A 15009-nucleotide genomic window follows, 5' to 3' on the forward strand; every position below is an offset into this window, starting at 1 on the left:
CCATGGCAGTTCGTGGCTCGGCAGTCGGCCACTCTCAGATCGAAGGATGCGTGTCGCCGACAAAGGGCCTGGTCGTCGGCAACCAACTGCCCACTTCTGCCCTCTTCCTGGTCGACTGATGGATGCGGTCGAACCGGCCCGGCCATCTCCGACCAAGGGGGAGTCCTTGTTCCGCAGTGCAGTTCGGGTCATGAGCGTCGCCGGTCTTGCCGTGATGCCCACGCTGGGAGGGGCGGCGGGGGCTTCGGCCGCCGAGAGCGCGAGCCCGCCTCCGGCCGTCCGCCTGGAGTACCACGTGGCCCAGAACTTCGTCCCGGAGGCGGGTGACGCCATCTGGTTCAGCCTCGACGGGATGCCACCAGGATGGGACAAGGTCGAGGTCACCTCCCCGGCCCTGCAGGAGCCGATCATCCTGACTCCCCTGAAGAAGGGGTCGAGGCAGTCGGCGCAGGTCGACGCGGAGGGCTCGGAGCACCGCATCCGTGCGGGTCTGCGCTCGGGCGCCTATCCGGTCACCGCGACCAGCCACGGCCGTGTCGTCGCGACGGCCACGCTCAAGGTCGCGGCCGAGAACTCGGCGCAGATCGACCGGTTCGTCATCAGCCCCCGGAACGCGGTGCCCGGCAGCGGCACACCGGCCTCCCTCCGGCCGGGCAGTGACGTCCGGGTGGTCCTCACCGACCTGCGCGCCGCACCGGGGGAGAACTCGCTGACCGTCACGTCGCCCATCTTCAAGGGACCGTTGACCATCAGGACCAACAGCCCGGACAACCCGGGCTGCAAATGCGACGACGACGGCACGGTCTACGCGGGCCACGCTCGACTGCGAGGCGACGTTTCCGGCGGCCGCTACACCGTGACCGTGGTCAGCCACCATGGGCAGCACACCACGAAGCAGCACGTGACGATCGCCGGCCGGCCCGTCGCGGACAGCGACGGCCCGTCCTGGGCGGTCACCGGTGGCGTCGCGGCCGCAGCACTGGTCCTCGCCTCCGGAGGCGTGTTCACGGTACGACGCCGCCGTTCACGGAGGGCTGCGCGTTCCGCTTAGCGGCGGAACCGGCAGCAGCGGACGGTTCGCCGGCCGGCTGGAGCGGACACCGGTGGGCGTGCGCCGAGCCGAGGCTCCCCGCCTTCCTCGCTCTTCCTTCATCTGTTCCTTCGTTTCCTCCGGCCGCTGCCTGTCCGGAGGGGGTTCGCCCATGACTCAGAAAGCATGTTTTGCGTATCTCACACAGACGAATATCGCGCCTCGTGGTCCTCGCGGCTGGAACTGCCCTCTTCCTGACGGGAGGGGGAGGCCCCGCCCAGGCGCAGACCACGGTTCAGGACGCAACGCCGGCCCCACACCTGACCTCGGCGACGGGGCCGTCCACCGCACCGTCCGCTGGAACGTCGGCCGGACCGTCCGGTGAAGCGTCGCCCTCGGCCTCTCCCGGCCTCTCGACCGGCACCGGGGGCTCCTCGGCCTCCCCCTCGCCGAGCGCGGGTGGACCCACGGGGACCGAGACCGGCGACGACGACTGGACGGACGCGGACGCCATCCGGTTCTGGACGCCTGAACGCATGGCCTCGGCCACCGACCCGACACAGCCCACGCGGCAGGCGGCCCCGAGCGCCAAGGCCCGGTTGCGGCGGGCGGCTCCTGCCGATCCCGGCGTGGCGGCCGACATGCCGACTGCGGAGCACATCCTCGGCCTTCCGTCCGTCGGGACGATCTTCACCTACGACACGGACCCGACCACCCAGCGGATGCACGCGCACAAGTGCACCGCCAGCGTGGTGGAGAGCCCCGGGCACAACCTGATCCTGACCGCCGGGCACTGTGACGGGGGCAAGGCCGTCTTCGTCCCCATGTACGCCGCCGAGTACACGCTGGACAAGCAGACGTTCGGGTTCTACCGGATCTCCGCATGGTTCACCGACAACCGGTACGTGCACAACAGCAAGAAGCCCCTCTCCGACCTGGACTTCTCCTTCGGCCGGCTCGAGCCCTCGAAAAGCGGCAAGCGGGCGCAGGACGTCGTGGGCGCGAACACGCTGGTGCGCACGCCGGGTTACCTGAACAAGGTCACGATGCTGGGCTACCCCTCCAGTCACGACCCCGAGGACCATCCCGTGCGGTGCCCCACGCAGACGGAGGCGCTCCCCGGCTTCTATCAGATCCAGGCCAAGTGCCGCGGCATGTGGGGCGGTGTCTCCGGCGGTCCCTGGTTCTCCCGGGTGGACTGGAAGAAGGGCACCGGCGAGATCATCGGCAACGTCGGCGGCTACAACGGCGGCGGCAACGACGACAATGTCGACTGGCTCACGTACAGCCCCATGCACGGCGACTGGTTCTTCCGCCTGTACGACGAGGCGAAGAACAATCAGCACGTGTCCCACGGCACCACCTACGACCAGCCGCCGCTGCCGTACTCCATGGGCGGCGGTGAGACCTGGTCCCATGCCAAGCTGCTGGCCTCGGGCGAGTACACCGGCGACGGCAAGGGCGACCTGATCGTGGTCTGGACCGACGGCGAGGTCACCCTCTACACCGGCGACGGCAACGGCGGCTTCACCGGCGAGCGCCGACTGGCCGCACCTCACAGCGTCTGGCAGGGCGTCAAGTCCATGACGGGTGGGGACTTCTCCGGCGGCAACGGCTCGGACCTGCTGGTGGTGTTCAACTCCGGCGAGGTCAGGCTCCTCCCGGACGTCGGCACCAGGGGTATGCGCGGCGGGATCGAACTGGCCGACGCCGGATCCGTCTGGAGCCACGCCGACCAGATCACCGGCGGCAGCTTCGGAACCGCGAAGTACGTCAGCGACCTGCTGGTGCGCTGGAGCGACGGCGAGGTCACCGACTACACCGCCGTCGGCGACAAGGGTTTCGGCACCGAACACCAGCTGGCGAAGCCGAAGAGCGCCTGGAAGGACGCCACCTTGGTGACCGCGGGCGACTTCACCGGCGGCAGCAACTGGGACGCCCTGGTGCGCTGGTCCGACGGAAGGGTCTCCCAGTTCCAGGAGACCGGCCCCAACGGCGTCGGCAAGGAGGTCCGCATGGCCCCGGCCGGCAGCATCTGGTCCCACGACTCGGTGATGACAGCGGGCAGCTACGACTCCAACGGCTGGCCCGACGACCTCGTCGTCCGCTGGTCCGACGGCGAGACCACCATGTACACACACACCGGTGCCACCTTCGGCACCGAACACATGCTCGTCGCCCCGAAATAAGGGTTGCCAGAGCAGGGAGCCGAGCCGATCGCCAGCCTGGCCAGGCTGACGGCAAGGACGCCTCCTGGGCCGGTGAGCCTGCCCGGGAGGCGGTCGCGGCGACCATGCTCGCGGGGCCTGCCCGCACTGCGCTGTCGTGGCCGCCGGATGTCACCGCTCTCCGCCGCCCGCGGCGAGTCCGGCGAGCCATTCCGTCACCTGGTGCGAGGCGGCCGGCAGACGCAGTGCCAGGGTGGCGGCTGCTTCCACGATCCGCAGCCGTGCGGCGATGCCGCGCTCGGCGGCCAGGCGCGCGCGCAGTACCTCTGCAGCTCGGTCGGCGTCGTCGAGGAAGAGCCCGAGCCCGCCGATCGCGGCCAGGCGTACGTCCGGGTCGGGGTCGCGGGCGAGTTCGGCGAACTGCGCGCCCCGCTCACGCAGGAAGGCGACGGCCTGCGCACAGCCCGTCGGGGGGTAGTACTCGGTCTCGGTGCCGTCCTCCTCGAAATCCCGGTCGAGGGATTCCTGGCCGATGCTGACCAGGAGCGCGACGACGGCAGCCCGGTCCGGCGTGGCGCCGTCGACGGCCAGTTCGAACAAGAAGGGCAGGCTGGCTGCCGTGGGCGGGTACACGCTGCCCTGGTGATGGACCGCGCTGTAGAAACGGTCAAGAGCCTTGCGGCGTTCGTCCGCCTCCGGAGAGCGCAGCGCCCACAACAGCGCCGGCACCTCCTCGGCCGAGCCGTACGCGTGCTCCATCGACGCCCAGTCGATGTCATGAAGTCCGTCCAACATGCTCACAACCATGTCAGGCGGCACGGACAACCGGGGCGTCCCCTGGCACGCCGGGCAGCGGACCGGCAGCAGTGGCAACCGCGACTCACCCCTGGTCCGGCATGCCCGTGGGACACCGGCGCTCACGCACCCCGTGGCCGGCACCGTTCCCGAACCGGTGCGCACGACAGCCGCACTCCGGCGCCGTCGAGGCGAACCTTCGTTGTCGGTGGCATGCAGTAACGTCCGTGCACGCCGTTGACCGGAGGAGACCAGGGGGAGACATGGACACACAGACAGGCTGGTCGGGGGTCCGGGAACGTGTCATCGCGATGATGGATGCCCGGTATCGGACACGCGGCTGGGGGCCTCCTCAGCACCCCCTCTTCGAGCCGGTCCTGACTGCCGCAGAGATCGCTGAGGTCGAGGCCCAGTACGGAGTCGAACTCCCCAAGGAGTACCGCACCTTCTTGGCAGAGGTCGGCGCGGGCGGACCCGGACCCGAATTCGAGCTGACATCGTTGCGCCGGGTCGACGGGACATGGGGCTGGGTCTGGGAAGACGGCGATCCCATTGCGCTGGACCCGAGCGAGCCCTTCGTGGAGACGGAAGAATGGGCCGACCAACAGCGGGCAACCCTTCGCGCTGCGGGGTACGAGCCGACCACCCGTGACGAGGACGACGACTACCTCGACGACTACCGCAAAGTCTTCGGCGACGCCGCAGACCGGGTCTGGCACGAGCAGCGTGATCGGGGCGCGATCCTCATCAGCGACAACGGATGCGGGATGACCAGTTGGCTCATCGTCGTCGGCCCGCACCGTGGAGAACTCCGCGACCGGAACGTTGGGATCAATCCGCCCTACATACCGTTCGTCGATGTGCGCGGAGACCGCCACACCTTCCGCACGTGGTATCTCGAATGGCTCGAGCGACGCGAGAGGGAAGTTCTGGGACCCCGGGACGACGGTCCTGGCCCGCAGTAGCTCTCAGGTCGGCGGGCCCCGATGTCCGCATCATGCGCACGGGTACCGAGCGGAGAGCAGGTGCGAAACTGCGCGCCACCCTACGATTCAGTCACGCGTGAGGAGACCCACGGCGGGAGTGACTCCGCCGATGTCCGCCACGCCTGTGGGATGCCCGCAGTGCCGACCCGTGCGGCGACGATGCCACCGACGATGGCGCAGGTGGTGTCGACGTCACCGCCCGCAGAGGAGCACGCCCACAGCGCTTCCTCGTAGTCGTTCAGGTGGCGGGCCGCGCACCACAGGGAAAACGGGACAGTGTCCCACGCGCTGACCTGACGGCCGTTCCCAAGCCGATGCGCCGCGAGTTCGACGTAAGGCTGGCCAAGCAGGACCTGTGCCTCCAGCACCCCGGACCGAACCTTGCTCACCGGCGTGAACTCCGCGACCGTGCGCAGCAGTTGCGCACCGGTCACCGACGCCGTACGGCCCCTGGCGGCCGCTGCGGCCGCCACCGCGACCGCGATGGCTCCCGCAGCGGCCTCGGGGTGAGTGTGGGTCACTTCTGCCGACCGGGCGGCCTGCTGAGCGGCACGGGCGAGGTCGCCGGCGAACCACACGCCGAGGGGAGCCACCCGCATCGCGGCGCCGTTGCCCCAGGAGCCCTGACCATCGAAGAGCCCGGCGGCGAGTTCACGCCATGGCTCGCCCTGTCGGACGAGACGGAGAAGGCGGTTCATCGAGGGACCGTAGCCCCGGTCGAAGTCGTGGTGCCGGGCGAAGGCGTGCGCGAGTTCGTCCTGGTCCAGTGCCTCTGCGCGGGTGAGCACGTGAAGGAGGGAGCAGGCCATCTCCGTGTCGTCGGTCCATGGCCATGGCGCCGGAGGCAACTGGCGGACCCGCAGACCAGGGAGATTGCCCGGGACGAAGAACTGGGCGCCGAAGGCATCGCCGACGGCAAGGCCGTTCAAGGAATCGTAAGCTGCGGCAAGTCGGCCGAAGGGCCCGAACACGGAGGTCTCGTAGTCGGAAGTCATTGGGTGCCATGCTGACCGGCCTGCGGCCCTCCCGCGACTCAATATCGGCCGGCGTGGCAACGAGCCCCAGGGGCAGGATCATTCCGCGGCTGGAGTGCTAACGCACCACTTGATAGCGGAGGTAGACCACTTTCGAGTTGAAGGTGCGGGTCTCGACGAGTTCGAGGTCCACGCGGTGCTCGCGCCGCGGGAAGAACGGGATGCCACCGCCCACCAGCACCGGATGGATTCTCGCCCGGTACTCCTCGATCAGCCCCAACGCAGCCGCCTCGGCGGCCAGAGCCGCGCCCCCGATCGCGATGTCACCCTCACCCGGCTCGGCTCGCAACCGCGCGATCTCCTCCGCCAGACCTCCGCGAGCCAGGCGAGCATTGCCCTGTACTGCCGACAATGTGGTGGAGAACACGACCTTCGGCAGCGCCTTCCAGAGCGCGGCGAACTCGAGCGTCGAGAAACCGAGCGACGGATTCTGGTCGGCACTCTCCCAGTACAGCATCGTCTCGTACAGCCGTCGTCCCAGAAGGTGCACGCCGACCTCGCGCACTTCGTCGGTGGCGAAGCGAAAGATCTCCTCGTCGGGCGGCGTCCAGTCGAAGCCACCGTCCGGCCCGACGATGCAGCCGTCAAGCGAGACGCCCATGGAATAGGTCACCCTGCGCGTCAAAAGTCCTCCTCGGCAACGGATTCGGCACTACGGGAGCGTCAGGTGTGTCCGACGTGCGCCCTCATCGACGCAGGGCCCGATGATCGCCCGCTGCCGGATGCGTGCTTTGCGGCGGTCACGCCACTCGCGCAACGAGCGGCCGAAGACGCGAACGGGCCACGGGCAGCAGTGACATGCCACATCCGGCGTCGCGCCGGAAGGCCGTACACCGCTGCCCCTAGTCAAAAACTCCGCGTTCCTCGCTGTGGGCGGTGGCGACAACCGCAGCGGCAACCACCCCGTAGGCGAGATGGTCCGCCACCTGCGGCCACCGTGGCAGTGTGCGAGTCCGGGCCGTGCGCCGGCCCGGCACACTGAGGTCGAGCGCGGCGATCGTGAGTCCGGCGAGCGCGCCCCACGCGATGGTGGCCCGTCGCGGCAGCACCGTCGCGAGCATCACGCCCCACCCGACACTGAGCCCGAAGTGGACGGGGATGGCCGCAGCGACCAGTCGCGTCGAGCGGGCTTCGTCCGGCAGCAGAAGCGATCCGGCCGCGCGGGTGGCCGCCAGCGGATCGCGCCGCGTGGCCAAGGCGTGCAGCGTCGACGGCACGCCGCTGACCACACCCGCGAGGATGCCCGCACGCACACCGGTTTCCAGGACAGTCATGCCCCTGGGCTAGCACTGAGCGCGGGCACTCCGCAATGACCTGCGGTCAGCGGCCATGGCCCACCAGCTCGCAACGCGGGCCGGCCCCCGGAGCAGGCCGATCGTGTGGATCGTCCCGGACGACCGCACAACCGTACCTGCGGCACATGGCACGCCGAGCCGCCTTCCAGATGGTCCGCCGGCCACGCGCCCACACCATCCTCGTCCTCAACGACCTCACCGCCGAGAAGCCTGGCCAGCGCTCCCAGGACATTTCTTCCACACGGCTTCTCAGGCCTCAGCAGAGCCCGGCGGGCTTGGACGCCCGGCAGAGGTTGCGGGCGAAGGTGTTGCCGCTCGTGGCGCTCTCCTGGTTGGCCAGGTCGGCGGGGGAGTTGTCCCGCAGCGAGTTGTCCCTGACGCGGTTGTTGTCGCTGGTTGCTCCGACGAAGCTCTTGAAGAGCAGGATGCCGCCCGACATCGGGGACGTGCCGGAGTTGCCGGTCACCTCGTTGCCGGTGACGTCGGTCTTCTCCACACCGGTCAGGATGATGCCCGAGCCCTGCAGGAAGGGCAGCCGTTCGGTCTTGGCGCAGTACTTGTTGTTCTTCACGACGTGGTTGCCGCGCACGGTCAGCGCGCCGGCCTTGGGCTTGTTCTCGTCACCGACGACGAAGACGCCCGCGCAGTTCCCGGTGACGTTGTTGCCGGTGACGGTCAGGTTGCGCAGCCGGCGGACGGTGACACCGATCCTGTTGCTCTCCAGGCGGTTCCCGGTGATCAGTGTGCCCTTGGTGTCGACGGCACCCGCTTCGGCGGTGATGGTGTTGGCCAGGAAGATGCCCGCGTCCCCGTTGTTCCGGGCGGTGTTCGCCTGGTACGTACTGTGCTCGGAGCGCTCTTCGGCCATTCCCCACACGGCGTTCTTCTCCGCGGTCACACCGCGCACGGTCAGGTCGTCGGTGGATACGGAGATCACCCCGGTGTTGGAGAAGCCGCTCACCTTCAGGTCGGAGATGGTGACGCCCTTGAGCCGTTTGGTCTTGGTGCCGGACACGCAGACGCCGTTGCCGCGTTTGCCGCAGTCGTCCACGGCCTTCGCCGCCGGCTCGATGACGGTGGCCGTGCCCGAGCCTTTCAGGGTCAGGCCGGGCGTCGTCACCTTGACGCTCTCGTGGTACGTGCCGGGCAGCACCTGCACGGTGTCGCCCGCCTTGGCAGCGTCCACCGCCTTCTGAATCGACTCCCCCGGGTGCACAAGGTGCGTCCGCTGCGCCGTGTCCGGCGCCGCGACCGCGGTGCAGGAGGCGACGAACCCTACGGTGCCCAGGAAAAAGACGATGTGACGTTTCATCATATTCTCCACATTATGATCACACAGCATTCCGGCTTCCGGATGGGCCATCCGAGGGCGTGCCATGGGCGCGTGCGGGCGCAAGAGCACACTGATGAAGGCGCCGTCGGGCCTGCTCCTGCCGCGGAACGGGACCGTAGGCCGAGGTGAGGGTGTTCCCCGCCTCCCGCATCGCCGCAGCTGCCGTACGACCGCTGCCGAAGCAGTGCGGATCCACGACGGAACACTTCCGGTAACTCCGGTGGCGCTGGGGCGCCGTGTCCTCTCCATGTTCCCCACGAGGCGCCTGGCGGCGTCGTGGTCGAAAAAGTCCGACCGGCACGGCAGTCGAATCCCTGTGCGCACCCGTCTTTACAGGAGAACAAGGGAGGGCACATTGAACGCCGACGAGGAACGCCAGTTCCGCGAGTTCGTGGCGGCGCGGTCGCGATCGCTGCTGCACACGGCCTATCTGCTGACCGGGGACTGGGAGCAGGGCCGGGACCTGCTGCAGACCGCGCTGGCCTCCACCGCTCGGCGTTGGTCTCGGCTGCGTGAGCGGGAGCAACCGGATCTCTATGTACGCCGGGCGCTCTACCACGCCCAGGTGGACCGCTTCCGGCTCCTCAGCCGGAGACGTGAGACGCTCACCCACACCGTGCCGGACCAGCCGTCGGGGCAGGTCGCCGACTGGGCGGACACCGTGGTCCAGCGGCAGGACATCATGGCCGCGCTACGCAGGCTGCCCAAGCGCCAGCGCGCGGTGATCGTGCTGCGCTACTTCGAGGACCGGCCCGACCACGAGATCGCGGCAATCTTGGGCGTCGCTCAGGGAACGGTGCGCAGCCAGACCCACAAGGCCCTCGCCTCATTGCGCACCACCTTGACCGAGGCAGAGCCGTCGGCCTCCTCCACCGCCCCCGGAAGGAGCGTCACCGCATGAACGACTCGACCGAACACCCGCACAACGAAACGTTGCTGCACGATGCCCTGCACGCCCATGTCCGGGAAAGTGGCGGTAATGCCACCGGCACCTACCTGGTAGGCCTGACCGACGGCGCGTTGCGCATCGCCCGACGCAGGCAGCGGCTGACCCGTGCCGGGGTCGGCATCGCCGTCGCCGCCGCGGTCGCCGCCACCTGGGTGGCCGTGGCGGACGGCGCTCCCCCCCGAACGGACGTGGTTCAGCCCGCGGCAGGGGGCGGTGCCGGGAACACCGGCAAGGCGGCCCCGCTCTCCCTCCTTCCGGTCACCTCCTCCACGGAACACGCCTGCGCCCCGGGCAGCGGCGGCTACACCGTGCACGCGACCGCGACCTACCCAGCGCTCTGCGTCCGCGCCGATCGGGCCAGGGGCATGATCGACGTCCGTGTCACCTCCGCGAAGGCTGAGAAGAGCACCGTTGACGACGTCTGGCAGGTGGAAGTGACGCTCAGCCCCGCCGACCGGGCCCGTTTCGCCGCGCTCACCGGCTCCCTCGCCACGGCCCCGGCTCCGCGCAACGAATTCGCCATCGTCATCGACGGCAAGCTCTGGGGCCGCCCCTTTGTCGCCTCCTCGATCACCGGCGGCCGCTTCGCCATAGCCGGGGCCTATGCCGGGGACCTCACCCGCGCCACCGCCCACGACCTCGCCGACGGGCTGGATCCCGGCAGATGATTGCTCAACTCGCTCCATGACATGGACAAGGTGGCGAGCAAGGAGAAGTGGGCAGTGGCCTGCCTTCCTCTCCTCCGCCACCGCGACAGCCCCCTGGGCGATGGCCGCCCCCGCAGTCCCCATCTGCGAGCCGATGCGGGACAGGAGCACGCGAGAGGCGGCGTCACCGCCGTGCAGTCGCCGCGTCGCGTGATCAAACCGCTGGGCCTTGGCAGGCGGCATCCGTAAGGTTCCCGCATGACCGATGCGAACGAGCGGGCCCTACAGGCGGCCATCGACGGAGAGATGCAGCTCCTCGATCCCCGGGTACGCGCCTCCCCGACCCGTGTCCTGGAGCTTCTCGACCCTCAGTTCACCGAGACCGGGGCCTCGGGGCGCCGCTGGGATGCCGAGTCGATCCTCACCGTGACCAGCGGCGGCTCGATATCCCCCGAGTCTCCGGTCCAGGTCAGCGACATGACCGGAGTCGTCCTCGCCCCGGGCGTCGTCCATCTGACGTAATTCGCCGACAACCAGGGCCGAAGGGCGTGGCGCAGCTCCCTGTGGCGACTGACCGCGACAGGCTGGCGCATGTACTACCACCAGGCCACCTTGGCCGCGTGAGCCGGCGGAGAACACCCCCTCGGCGGCGTACGCCGTGAGGCCGCCGACCCCTCACAGCACCTCGGGATCAGCTCCGCTTTGTCGTTGAGAACCGGTTCTGGTCCAACTTCTGTGGGGCGCTACTCCCTGTGACTGCTGGTCTTCCTGGTAGGTCGCCCGAAATCGTCCGGAACTGACGGTGCCGACCTTGTTCGGGCTGATGGTTCTGGCCTGTGCGCGAGGTACTGCTCCGACTGGAAGAGCCGCTCTTCCTGGCGAATCCGGGGATCAGGGTGGAGTCGGTGCAGGATGATGGCGAGGTGACCGAAGGCGGTGTCAGGTGCCTGACAGTTGGAGCTCGGTGCCCAGGCTGCGGAAGCTGGTCCGGGCGGGTGCACGGCTCTTACCTGCGGTTTCCAACTGACCTCCCCGTGGCAGGACGGCAGGTGGTGCTACGGCTTCGCGTCCGGCGTTTCACGTGCGAAGACGACTCCTGTGGGCGACGGACGTTCGTCGAGCAGGTCGCGGGCCCGACCCGCCGGTACAGCCAACGGACCGAACGAATGCGGTCGGTGCCGGCGGAGGTCGGCCTCGCTCTGGCTGGTCGCGCCGGTGCCCGGCTGGCCGATGTCCTCGGGGCGAGGGCCAGCCGGAACACGGTCCTGCGGCTGGTCGAGGCCCTCCCGGAACCTCATCGAAAGCCAGTCATGATCTGGTGTGCGTACCGATCGTCCGGGCCGAGGTCCTGGACCACTCGATGGGCCTCTTGGGTCCGACTCGTCTCGCACAGCAGCCGAACTAGGACGTACAGGGCATCGCGATCACCGTCTTTGGCGCGGTTGCGCAGCGCCGCCTCCATCCCCCGCTCGCGAAGCGATCTGTTGAGTCTCCGACGTGCGTGAACATCGGTGAGAGCGCGCTCTGCGAGTTCCGGGAGCCGTCCCGCACGGGCGAGCAGATCCATGTGCCACAGATGGTTGTCGTGCCTGGAGGGATCGGTGGAGTAGCACTCGGCGTGTGCGTTTACCAACGCGATGGCCGTATCCCAAGCCCGGCGCTGTTCCGCTGCCCGGGCCTGCTCGAACCACTCCACAGGACGAGTATCGCGTAGCGCGGGGCCTCCGGAGCGCACCCAAACCGTCGGTGCCGGCGGAGCCCGCGCTGGAGCCAGGCCCGCCAGGTGTTCTGACCACCAATTCCAAGGGATGTCCGGCGTTTGGTCGCAAGCAGTGAGGCTACTCGCGCTCCAGCGAGGGGCGGTGAGGCCGACGCGACTGCCGGCCCTCTCCGCCGACGGGACCGCGCAGGGACAGAGGACAAGGGGCTGGTCGTGATGACCGTGGCGACACAGCAGGGCGGCGGGGGCGGCTCCAGTGGCCTGTACGACGTTCTGGAACTCATCCTTGATCGCGGGCTCGTGATCGACGCGTTCATACGGGTCTCACTTGTCGGTATTGAGATACTCAAGATCGACATTCGGATCGTGGTCGCCAGCGTCGACACCTACCTTCGCTTCGCCGAGGCCTGCAACCGACTCGACCTGGAAGCGGGGCCGCGCAAGCCGGCCGGGCTCACGGAGCTCACAGGGCAGCTCACCGAGTCCGGGGCCCGCGGCAAGACCAAGGGGGCCCTGTCCGGTGCGGCGGAAACCCTCGCCGACGCCTACAAGCAGGCACGCGACGAGGGCAGGGAGCGTCGGGGCGACCAGGACGCGCGCAGGACAGCAGAACAGTGATCTTGAGCGGCTGCGGACGCTGGACGGCACTGCGGAGTACACCGTCAAAGCCAGGCGCGACGAAGAGGCCGGGCACAGGGCCGGGCCGCGTGGGAGGATGGGCGCGGACCGCACTTCGGTGCTGGAGGCCGGCCCGTCACCGCGCGGTGATGTGTGCGCATCGGCCCTGACATCTCATGCCGACGGTTACCGATGAGCTCGTCGACACGATCGGACGATCGGAGGCTCCCCCGTGAGCGAACACCCTCAGGCCTGGCCGGCGCTCGATTACGCGGAACTGGCGCCCACGGTCGACTACGTGAACCGGATCGTTCAGGTCGCGGGCAAGTACAGCCTGGATGATCCCTTCGAAGCCGGCTGGGGCAACATCGTCCTCGACGTCACGCCCCGCGGACTGCGCACACCGACGTTCCGCCGCCGGGACGTGACCTTCGCCGTGCACTACCGTCTGCTCGACGGTGAGGTCGTGATCGAGACGGACAGGGACGAGCGAAGACTGCCGTTGTCCGGGGAGTCGGTCGAGTCGTTCTACCGGGCCTTCTGCCAAGCCGGCGCCGAGCTGGGCATACCTCACCCACGTACCTCGTTGATCTGCGAGATCCCGGGCGCCCCGTCGACCTTCGAGGACGACCATGGACGCCGGGCGTGGGACCCGCACGCGGCTCGTCTGATGTGGCGGGCCATGAACCTGGCCGCCGGCGGGCTGGAGTCCTGGCAGGCGCCCTTCCTCGGCCACCGCCCGAGGGTGGGTGTGATGTGGGGCGGGTTCGACCTGTCCGCCACCCGGCACCGGGCGCAGCCCACCACCCCGTCGCAGCACGAGCCGCCGTTCATGCAGAACGCGCAGCTCAACGCGTACGTCTCGGTGGGCTTCTCGTTCAGGAACCTGCCGGACATGCCGAGTATTGGCATGTACGCCTACATCTGGCCGCAGCCGGACGGTCTGGAGAATCGGTCCTGGGGGGTGGAGGGCGCCACCTGGCACGGGGACGCCGGTCTGGTGCTGCTGCCATGGGACGTCCTGCGGCAGAGCAAGGACCCGCATCAGGCGATCGTGGTGTTCGGCGACGCCGTCTACCAGGCCGCGGTCGACAGGGCCGGCTGGCCGGGGGACCTCGTCGGACCCCGCGTCGACGGCTGGTACGCGAGCCGGACACCGGCCTCGGCCCTCCAGCACCTGCACCACTGAGCCGGGCCGACCGTACGCTCCTGCTGCCGCCCGTCCGTCGAGTGCACAGCGGCCGCCGCCGGCAGCGCGTGCCACGTCACGCGGGCGTGCAGGCATCACCGATGGAGCAGTGACCGCCCCCGCGGACCAGTTGGAGTGGACAGGACCCGAGCACCCGGAGCCAACTGGGAGGAGAGGTCGGCTGGGGTCGCTTCCCGCGGCTGCCTGGATGCGCCGTCCGACACCTGGAGCGCTCATGAAAGGAATGGCCGCGGCGCCAGTGCCGACGGTTTCCGCCGTGCCGCGTACTGCCGCGAGCGACTGTCTCAGCCGGACAAACTGGGCCGCCGGCGCCGCCCCCGCATGCGGAGCGCTGTCCCCCCTTGGCACGGCAGCGGTGCGCTTCGGCGAGCTCGGTCCCGTGCAGGATGGCATCAAGGGGCGGACGCTCAGCCGTCCCGAGACCGTCCGGTCGGCCACACCGAGCGACGGCGGGGCATGCCCGTTCGCCTGGCCTCCGCGGCTCGTGCGGCACGCGACGGCGGGTGACACCAGCAGCGAGGGAGCCAGAACGTCCGCCGCCACAGCGGTACGTCGTGACCACTTCCTGCAACAAGGTCGAATCCGATCGATTGGGGACCGGTGACCGGACACACGGGCGCCCCGACGCGGCGTCCCGCACGAACCGTGGCGGGCATCCTGGCTGCCTTGCTGCCGGTCGCCGTCGCGGTGGGCGTGTACGCGTTCGGCCGCACCCACACACCCGACTACACCAGCGGACTGTTCGGGCGGCACGGCGCCGGTGTCTACGATCTCAAGGCGCGACTGGGCAGCGCTCTGATGGCGCTCGCGGTCGTCCAACTGCTGCTCGCGCTGTGGATGTACCGGCGCCTACCGGGAGCGGGGGCCGCGCCGCGACGGGTGCACCCCGCGCACCGGCTCATCGGCCTTCTCGCCTTTCTGCTCTCGCTGCCCATCGCCTACCACTGCGTCACCGCCTACGGAGTCGAGTTGACGAGCAGCCGAGTGGCGGTGCACTCCATCGCGGGCTGCGTCCTGTACGGCGCGTTCGTCGCCAAGGTGCTGGTGGTGCGCAGCCGCCGACTGCCCGGTTGGGCACTTCCGACCGCCGGCGGCACCCTGGTCGCCGCCATCGCACTGACGTGGTACACAGCCGCATTGTGGTTCTTCGCCGGCTCCGCCCCCGGCTTCTGAACGCATGGTCAGCGAGGTCCGCCAGGGCCGGAACGGGAGCCCGGTTCGTGC

General features: G+C 69.3%; 14 protein-coding genes and 2 pseudogenes. 10 read left to right on the forward strand and 6 right to left on the reverse strand.

Annotated elements, in window-relative coordinates; translation table 11 throughout:
- Positions 1–190: 190 nt before the first annotated feature.
- Together ACLU3S_RS02845 and ACLU3S_RS02850 are read left to right on the forward strand one after the other, a co-directional pair.
- Entirely contained in the window at positions 191–1051 is an 861-nt protein-coding gene (locus tag ACLU3S_RS02845; protein WP_413950089.1) for a hypothetical protein, read from the forward strand.
- A gap of 515 nt (positions 1052–1566) precedes the next feature.
- Positions 1567–3219: a trypsin-like serine peptidase gene (locus tag ACLU3S_RS02850; protein WP_413950090.1), complete on the forward strand. Its 1653-nt coding sequence runs from the start codon at positions 1567–1569 to the stop codon at positions 3217–3219.
- A gap of 150 nt (positions 3220–3369) precedes the next feature.
- Here the strand turns inward: ACLU3S_RS02850 and ACLU3S_RS02855 are convergent, their stop codons facing one another.
- A complete protein-coding gene (locus ACLU3S_RS02855) occupies positions 3370–3993 on the reverse strand; it encodes a hypothetical protein (RefSeq protein WP_413950091.1) in 624 nt (207 codons plus the stop codon).
- A gap of 263 nt (positions 3994–4256) precedes the next feature.
- On the opposite strand from ACLU3S_RS02855, the gene ACLU3S_RS02860 reads away from it, so the two are divergent.
- Positions 4257–4958, forward strand: coding sequence for an SMI1/KNR4 family protein (locus tag ACLU3S_RS02860; protein ID WP_413950092.1), 702 nt, complete (start codon positions 4257–4259; stop codon positions 4956–4958).
- Between the two features lie 80 nt (positions 4959–5038).
- Here ACLU3S_RS02860 and ACLU3S_RS02865 read toward each other — a convergent pair whose 3' ends face one another.
- The 4 genes from ACLU3S_RS02865 to ACLU3S_RS02880 form a co-directional block, all read right to left on the reverse strand.
- Complete coding sequence (locus ACLU3S_RS02865) at positions 5039–5974, reverse strand: ADP-ribosylglycohydrolase family protein (protein WP_413950093.1); 936 nt, start codon at positions 5972–5974, stop codon at positions 5039–5041.
- 97 nt (positions 5975–6071) lie between these two features.
- Positions 6072–6638: a dihydrofolate reductase family protein gene (locus tag ACLU3S_RS02870; protein ID WP_413950094.1), complete on the reverse strand. Its 567-nt coding sequence runs from the start codon at positions 6636–6638 to the stop codon at positions 6072–6074.
- 217 nt (positions 6639–6855) lie between these two features.
- The gene (locus ACLU3S_RS02875; RefSeq protein ID WP_413950095.1) at positions 6856–7287 is read right to left on the reverse strand and encodes a hypothetical protein; all 432 of its coding nucleotides are present in this window, start codon (positions 7285–7287) and stop codon (positions 6856–6858) included.
- Between the two features lie 277 nt (positions 7288–7564).
- Positions 7565–8623 carry a nitrous oxide reductase family maturation protein NosD gene (locus ACLU3S_RS02880; RefSeq protein WP_413950096.1) on the reverse strand — a complete coding sequence of 353 codons (1059 nt, stop codon included), beginning with the start codon at positions 8621–8623 and terminating at the stop codon, positions 7565–7567.
- Positions 8624–8996: 373 nt separating this feature from the next.
- On the opposite strand from ACLU3S_RS02880, the gene ACLU3S_RS02885 reads away from it, so the two are divergent.
- The 4 genes and pseudogenes from ACLU3S_RS02885 to ACLU3S_RS02900 all read left to right on the forward strand — a co-directional run.
- Entirely contained in the window at positions 8997–9542 is a 546-nt protein-coding gene (locus ACLU3S_RS02885; RefSeq protein ID WP_413950097.1) for a SigE family RNA polymerase sigma factor, read from the forward strand.
- Complete coding sequence (locus tag ACLU3S_RS02890; protein ID WP_413950098.1) at positions 9539–10258, forward strand: SecDF P1 head subdomain-containing protein; 720 nt, start codon at positions 9539–9541, stop codon at positions 10256–10258. Before ACLU3S_RS02885 ends, ACLU3S_RS02890 begins: the two co-directional genes overlap by 4 nt.
- A 237-nt stretch (positions 10259–10495) precedes the next feature.
- Positions 10496–10861 (forward strand): annotated as a pseudogene (locus ACLU3S_RS02895) (DUF4440 domain-containing protein).
- Between the two features lie 299 nt (positions 10862–11160).
- Positions 11161–11316 (forward strand): annotated as a pseudogene (locus ACLU3S_RS02900) (transposase family protein); the annotation flags it as partial.
- 215 nt (positions 11317–11531) lie between these two features.
- On the opposite strand, the gene ACLU3S_RS02905 reads toward ACLU3S_RS02900, so the two are convergent.
- Complete coding sequence (locus tag ACLU3S_RS02905; protein ID WP_413950099.1) at positions 11532–11933, reverse strand: hypothetical protein; 402 nt, start codon at positions 11931–11933, stop codon at positions 11532–11534.
- A 240-nt stretch (positions 11934–12173) separates the two neighbouring features.
- On the opposite strand from ACLU3S_RS02905, the gene ACLU3S_RS02910 reads away from it, so the two are divergent.
- The 3 genes from ACLU3S_RS02910 to ACLU3S_RS02920 all read left to right on the forward strand — a co-directional run bounded on the left by ACLU3S_RS02910 (position 12174) and on the right by ACLU3S_RS02920 (position 14958).
- On the forward strand, positions 12174–12575 hold the full coding sequence (locus ACLU3S_RS02910) for a gas vesicle structural protein GvpA (RefSeq protein WP_413950170.1): 402 nt from the start codon (positions 12174–12176) through the stop codon (positions 12573–12575).
- 232 nt (positions 12576–12807) lie between these two features.
- Positions 12808–13764, forward strand: coding sequence for a DUF5996 family protein (locus ACLU3S_RS02915; RefSeq protein WP_413950100.1), 957 nt, complete (start codon positions 12808–12810; stop codon positions 13762–13764).
- A gap of 675 nt (positions 13765–14439) precedes the next feature.
- Entirely contained in the window at positions 14440–14958 is a 519-nt protein-coding gene (locus ACLU3S_RS02920; protein ID WP_413950171.1) for a DUF6529 family protein, read from the forward strand.
- Positions 14959–15009: the final 51 nt, after the last annotated feature.

The organism is Streptomyces sp. AF1A, from assembly GCF_047340315.1.
GTDB lineage: Bacteria > Actinomycetota > Actinomycetes > Streptomycetales > Streptomycetaceae > Streptomyces.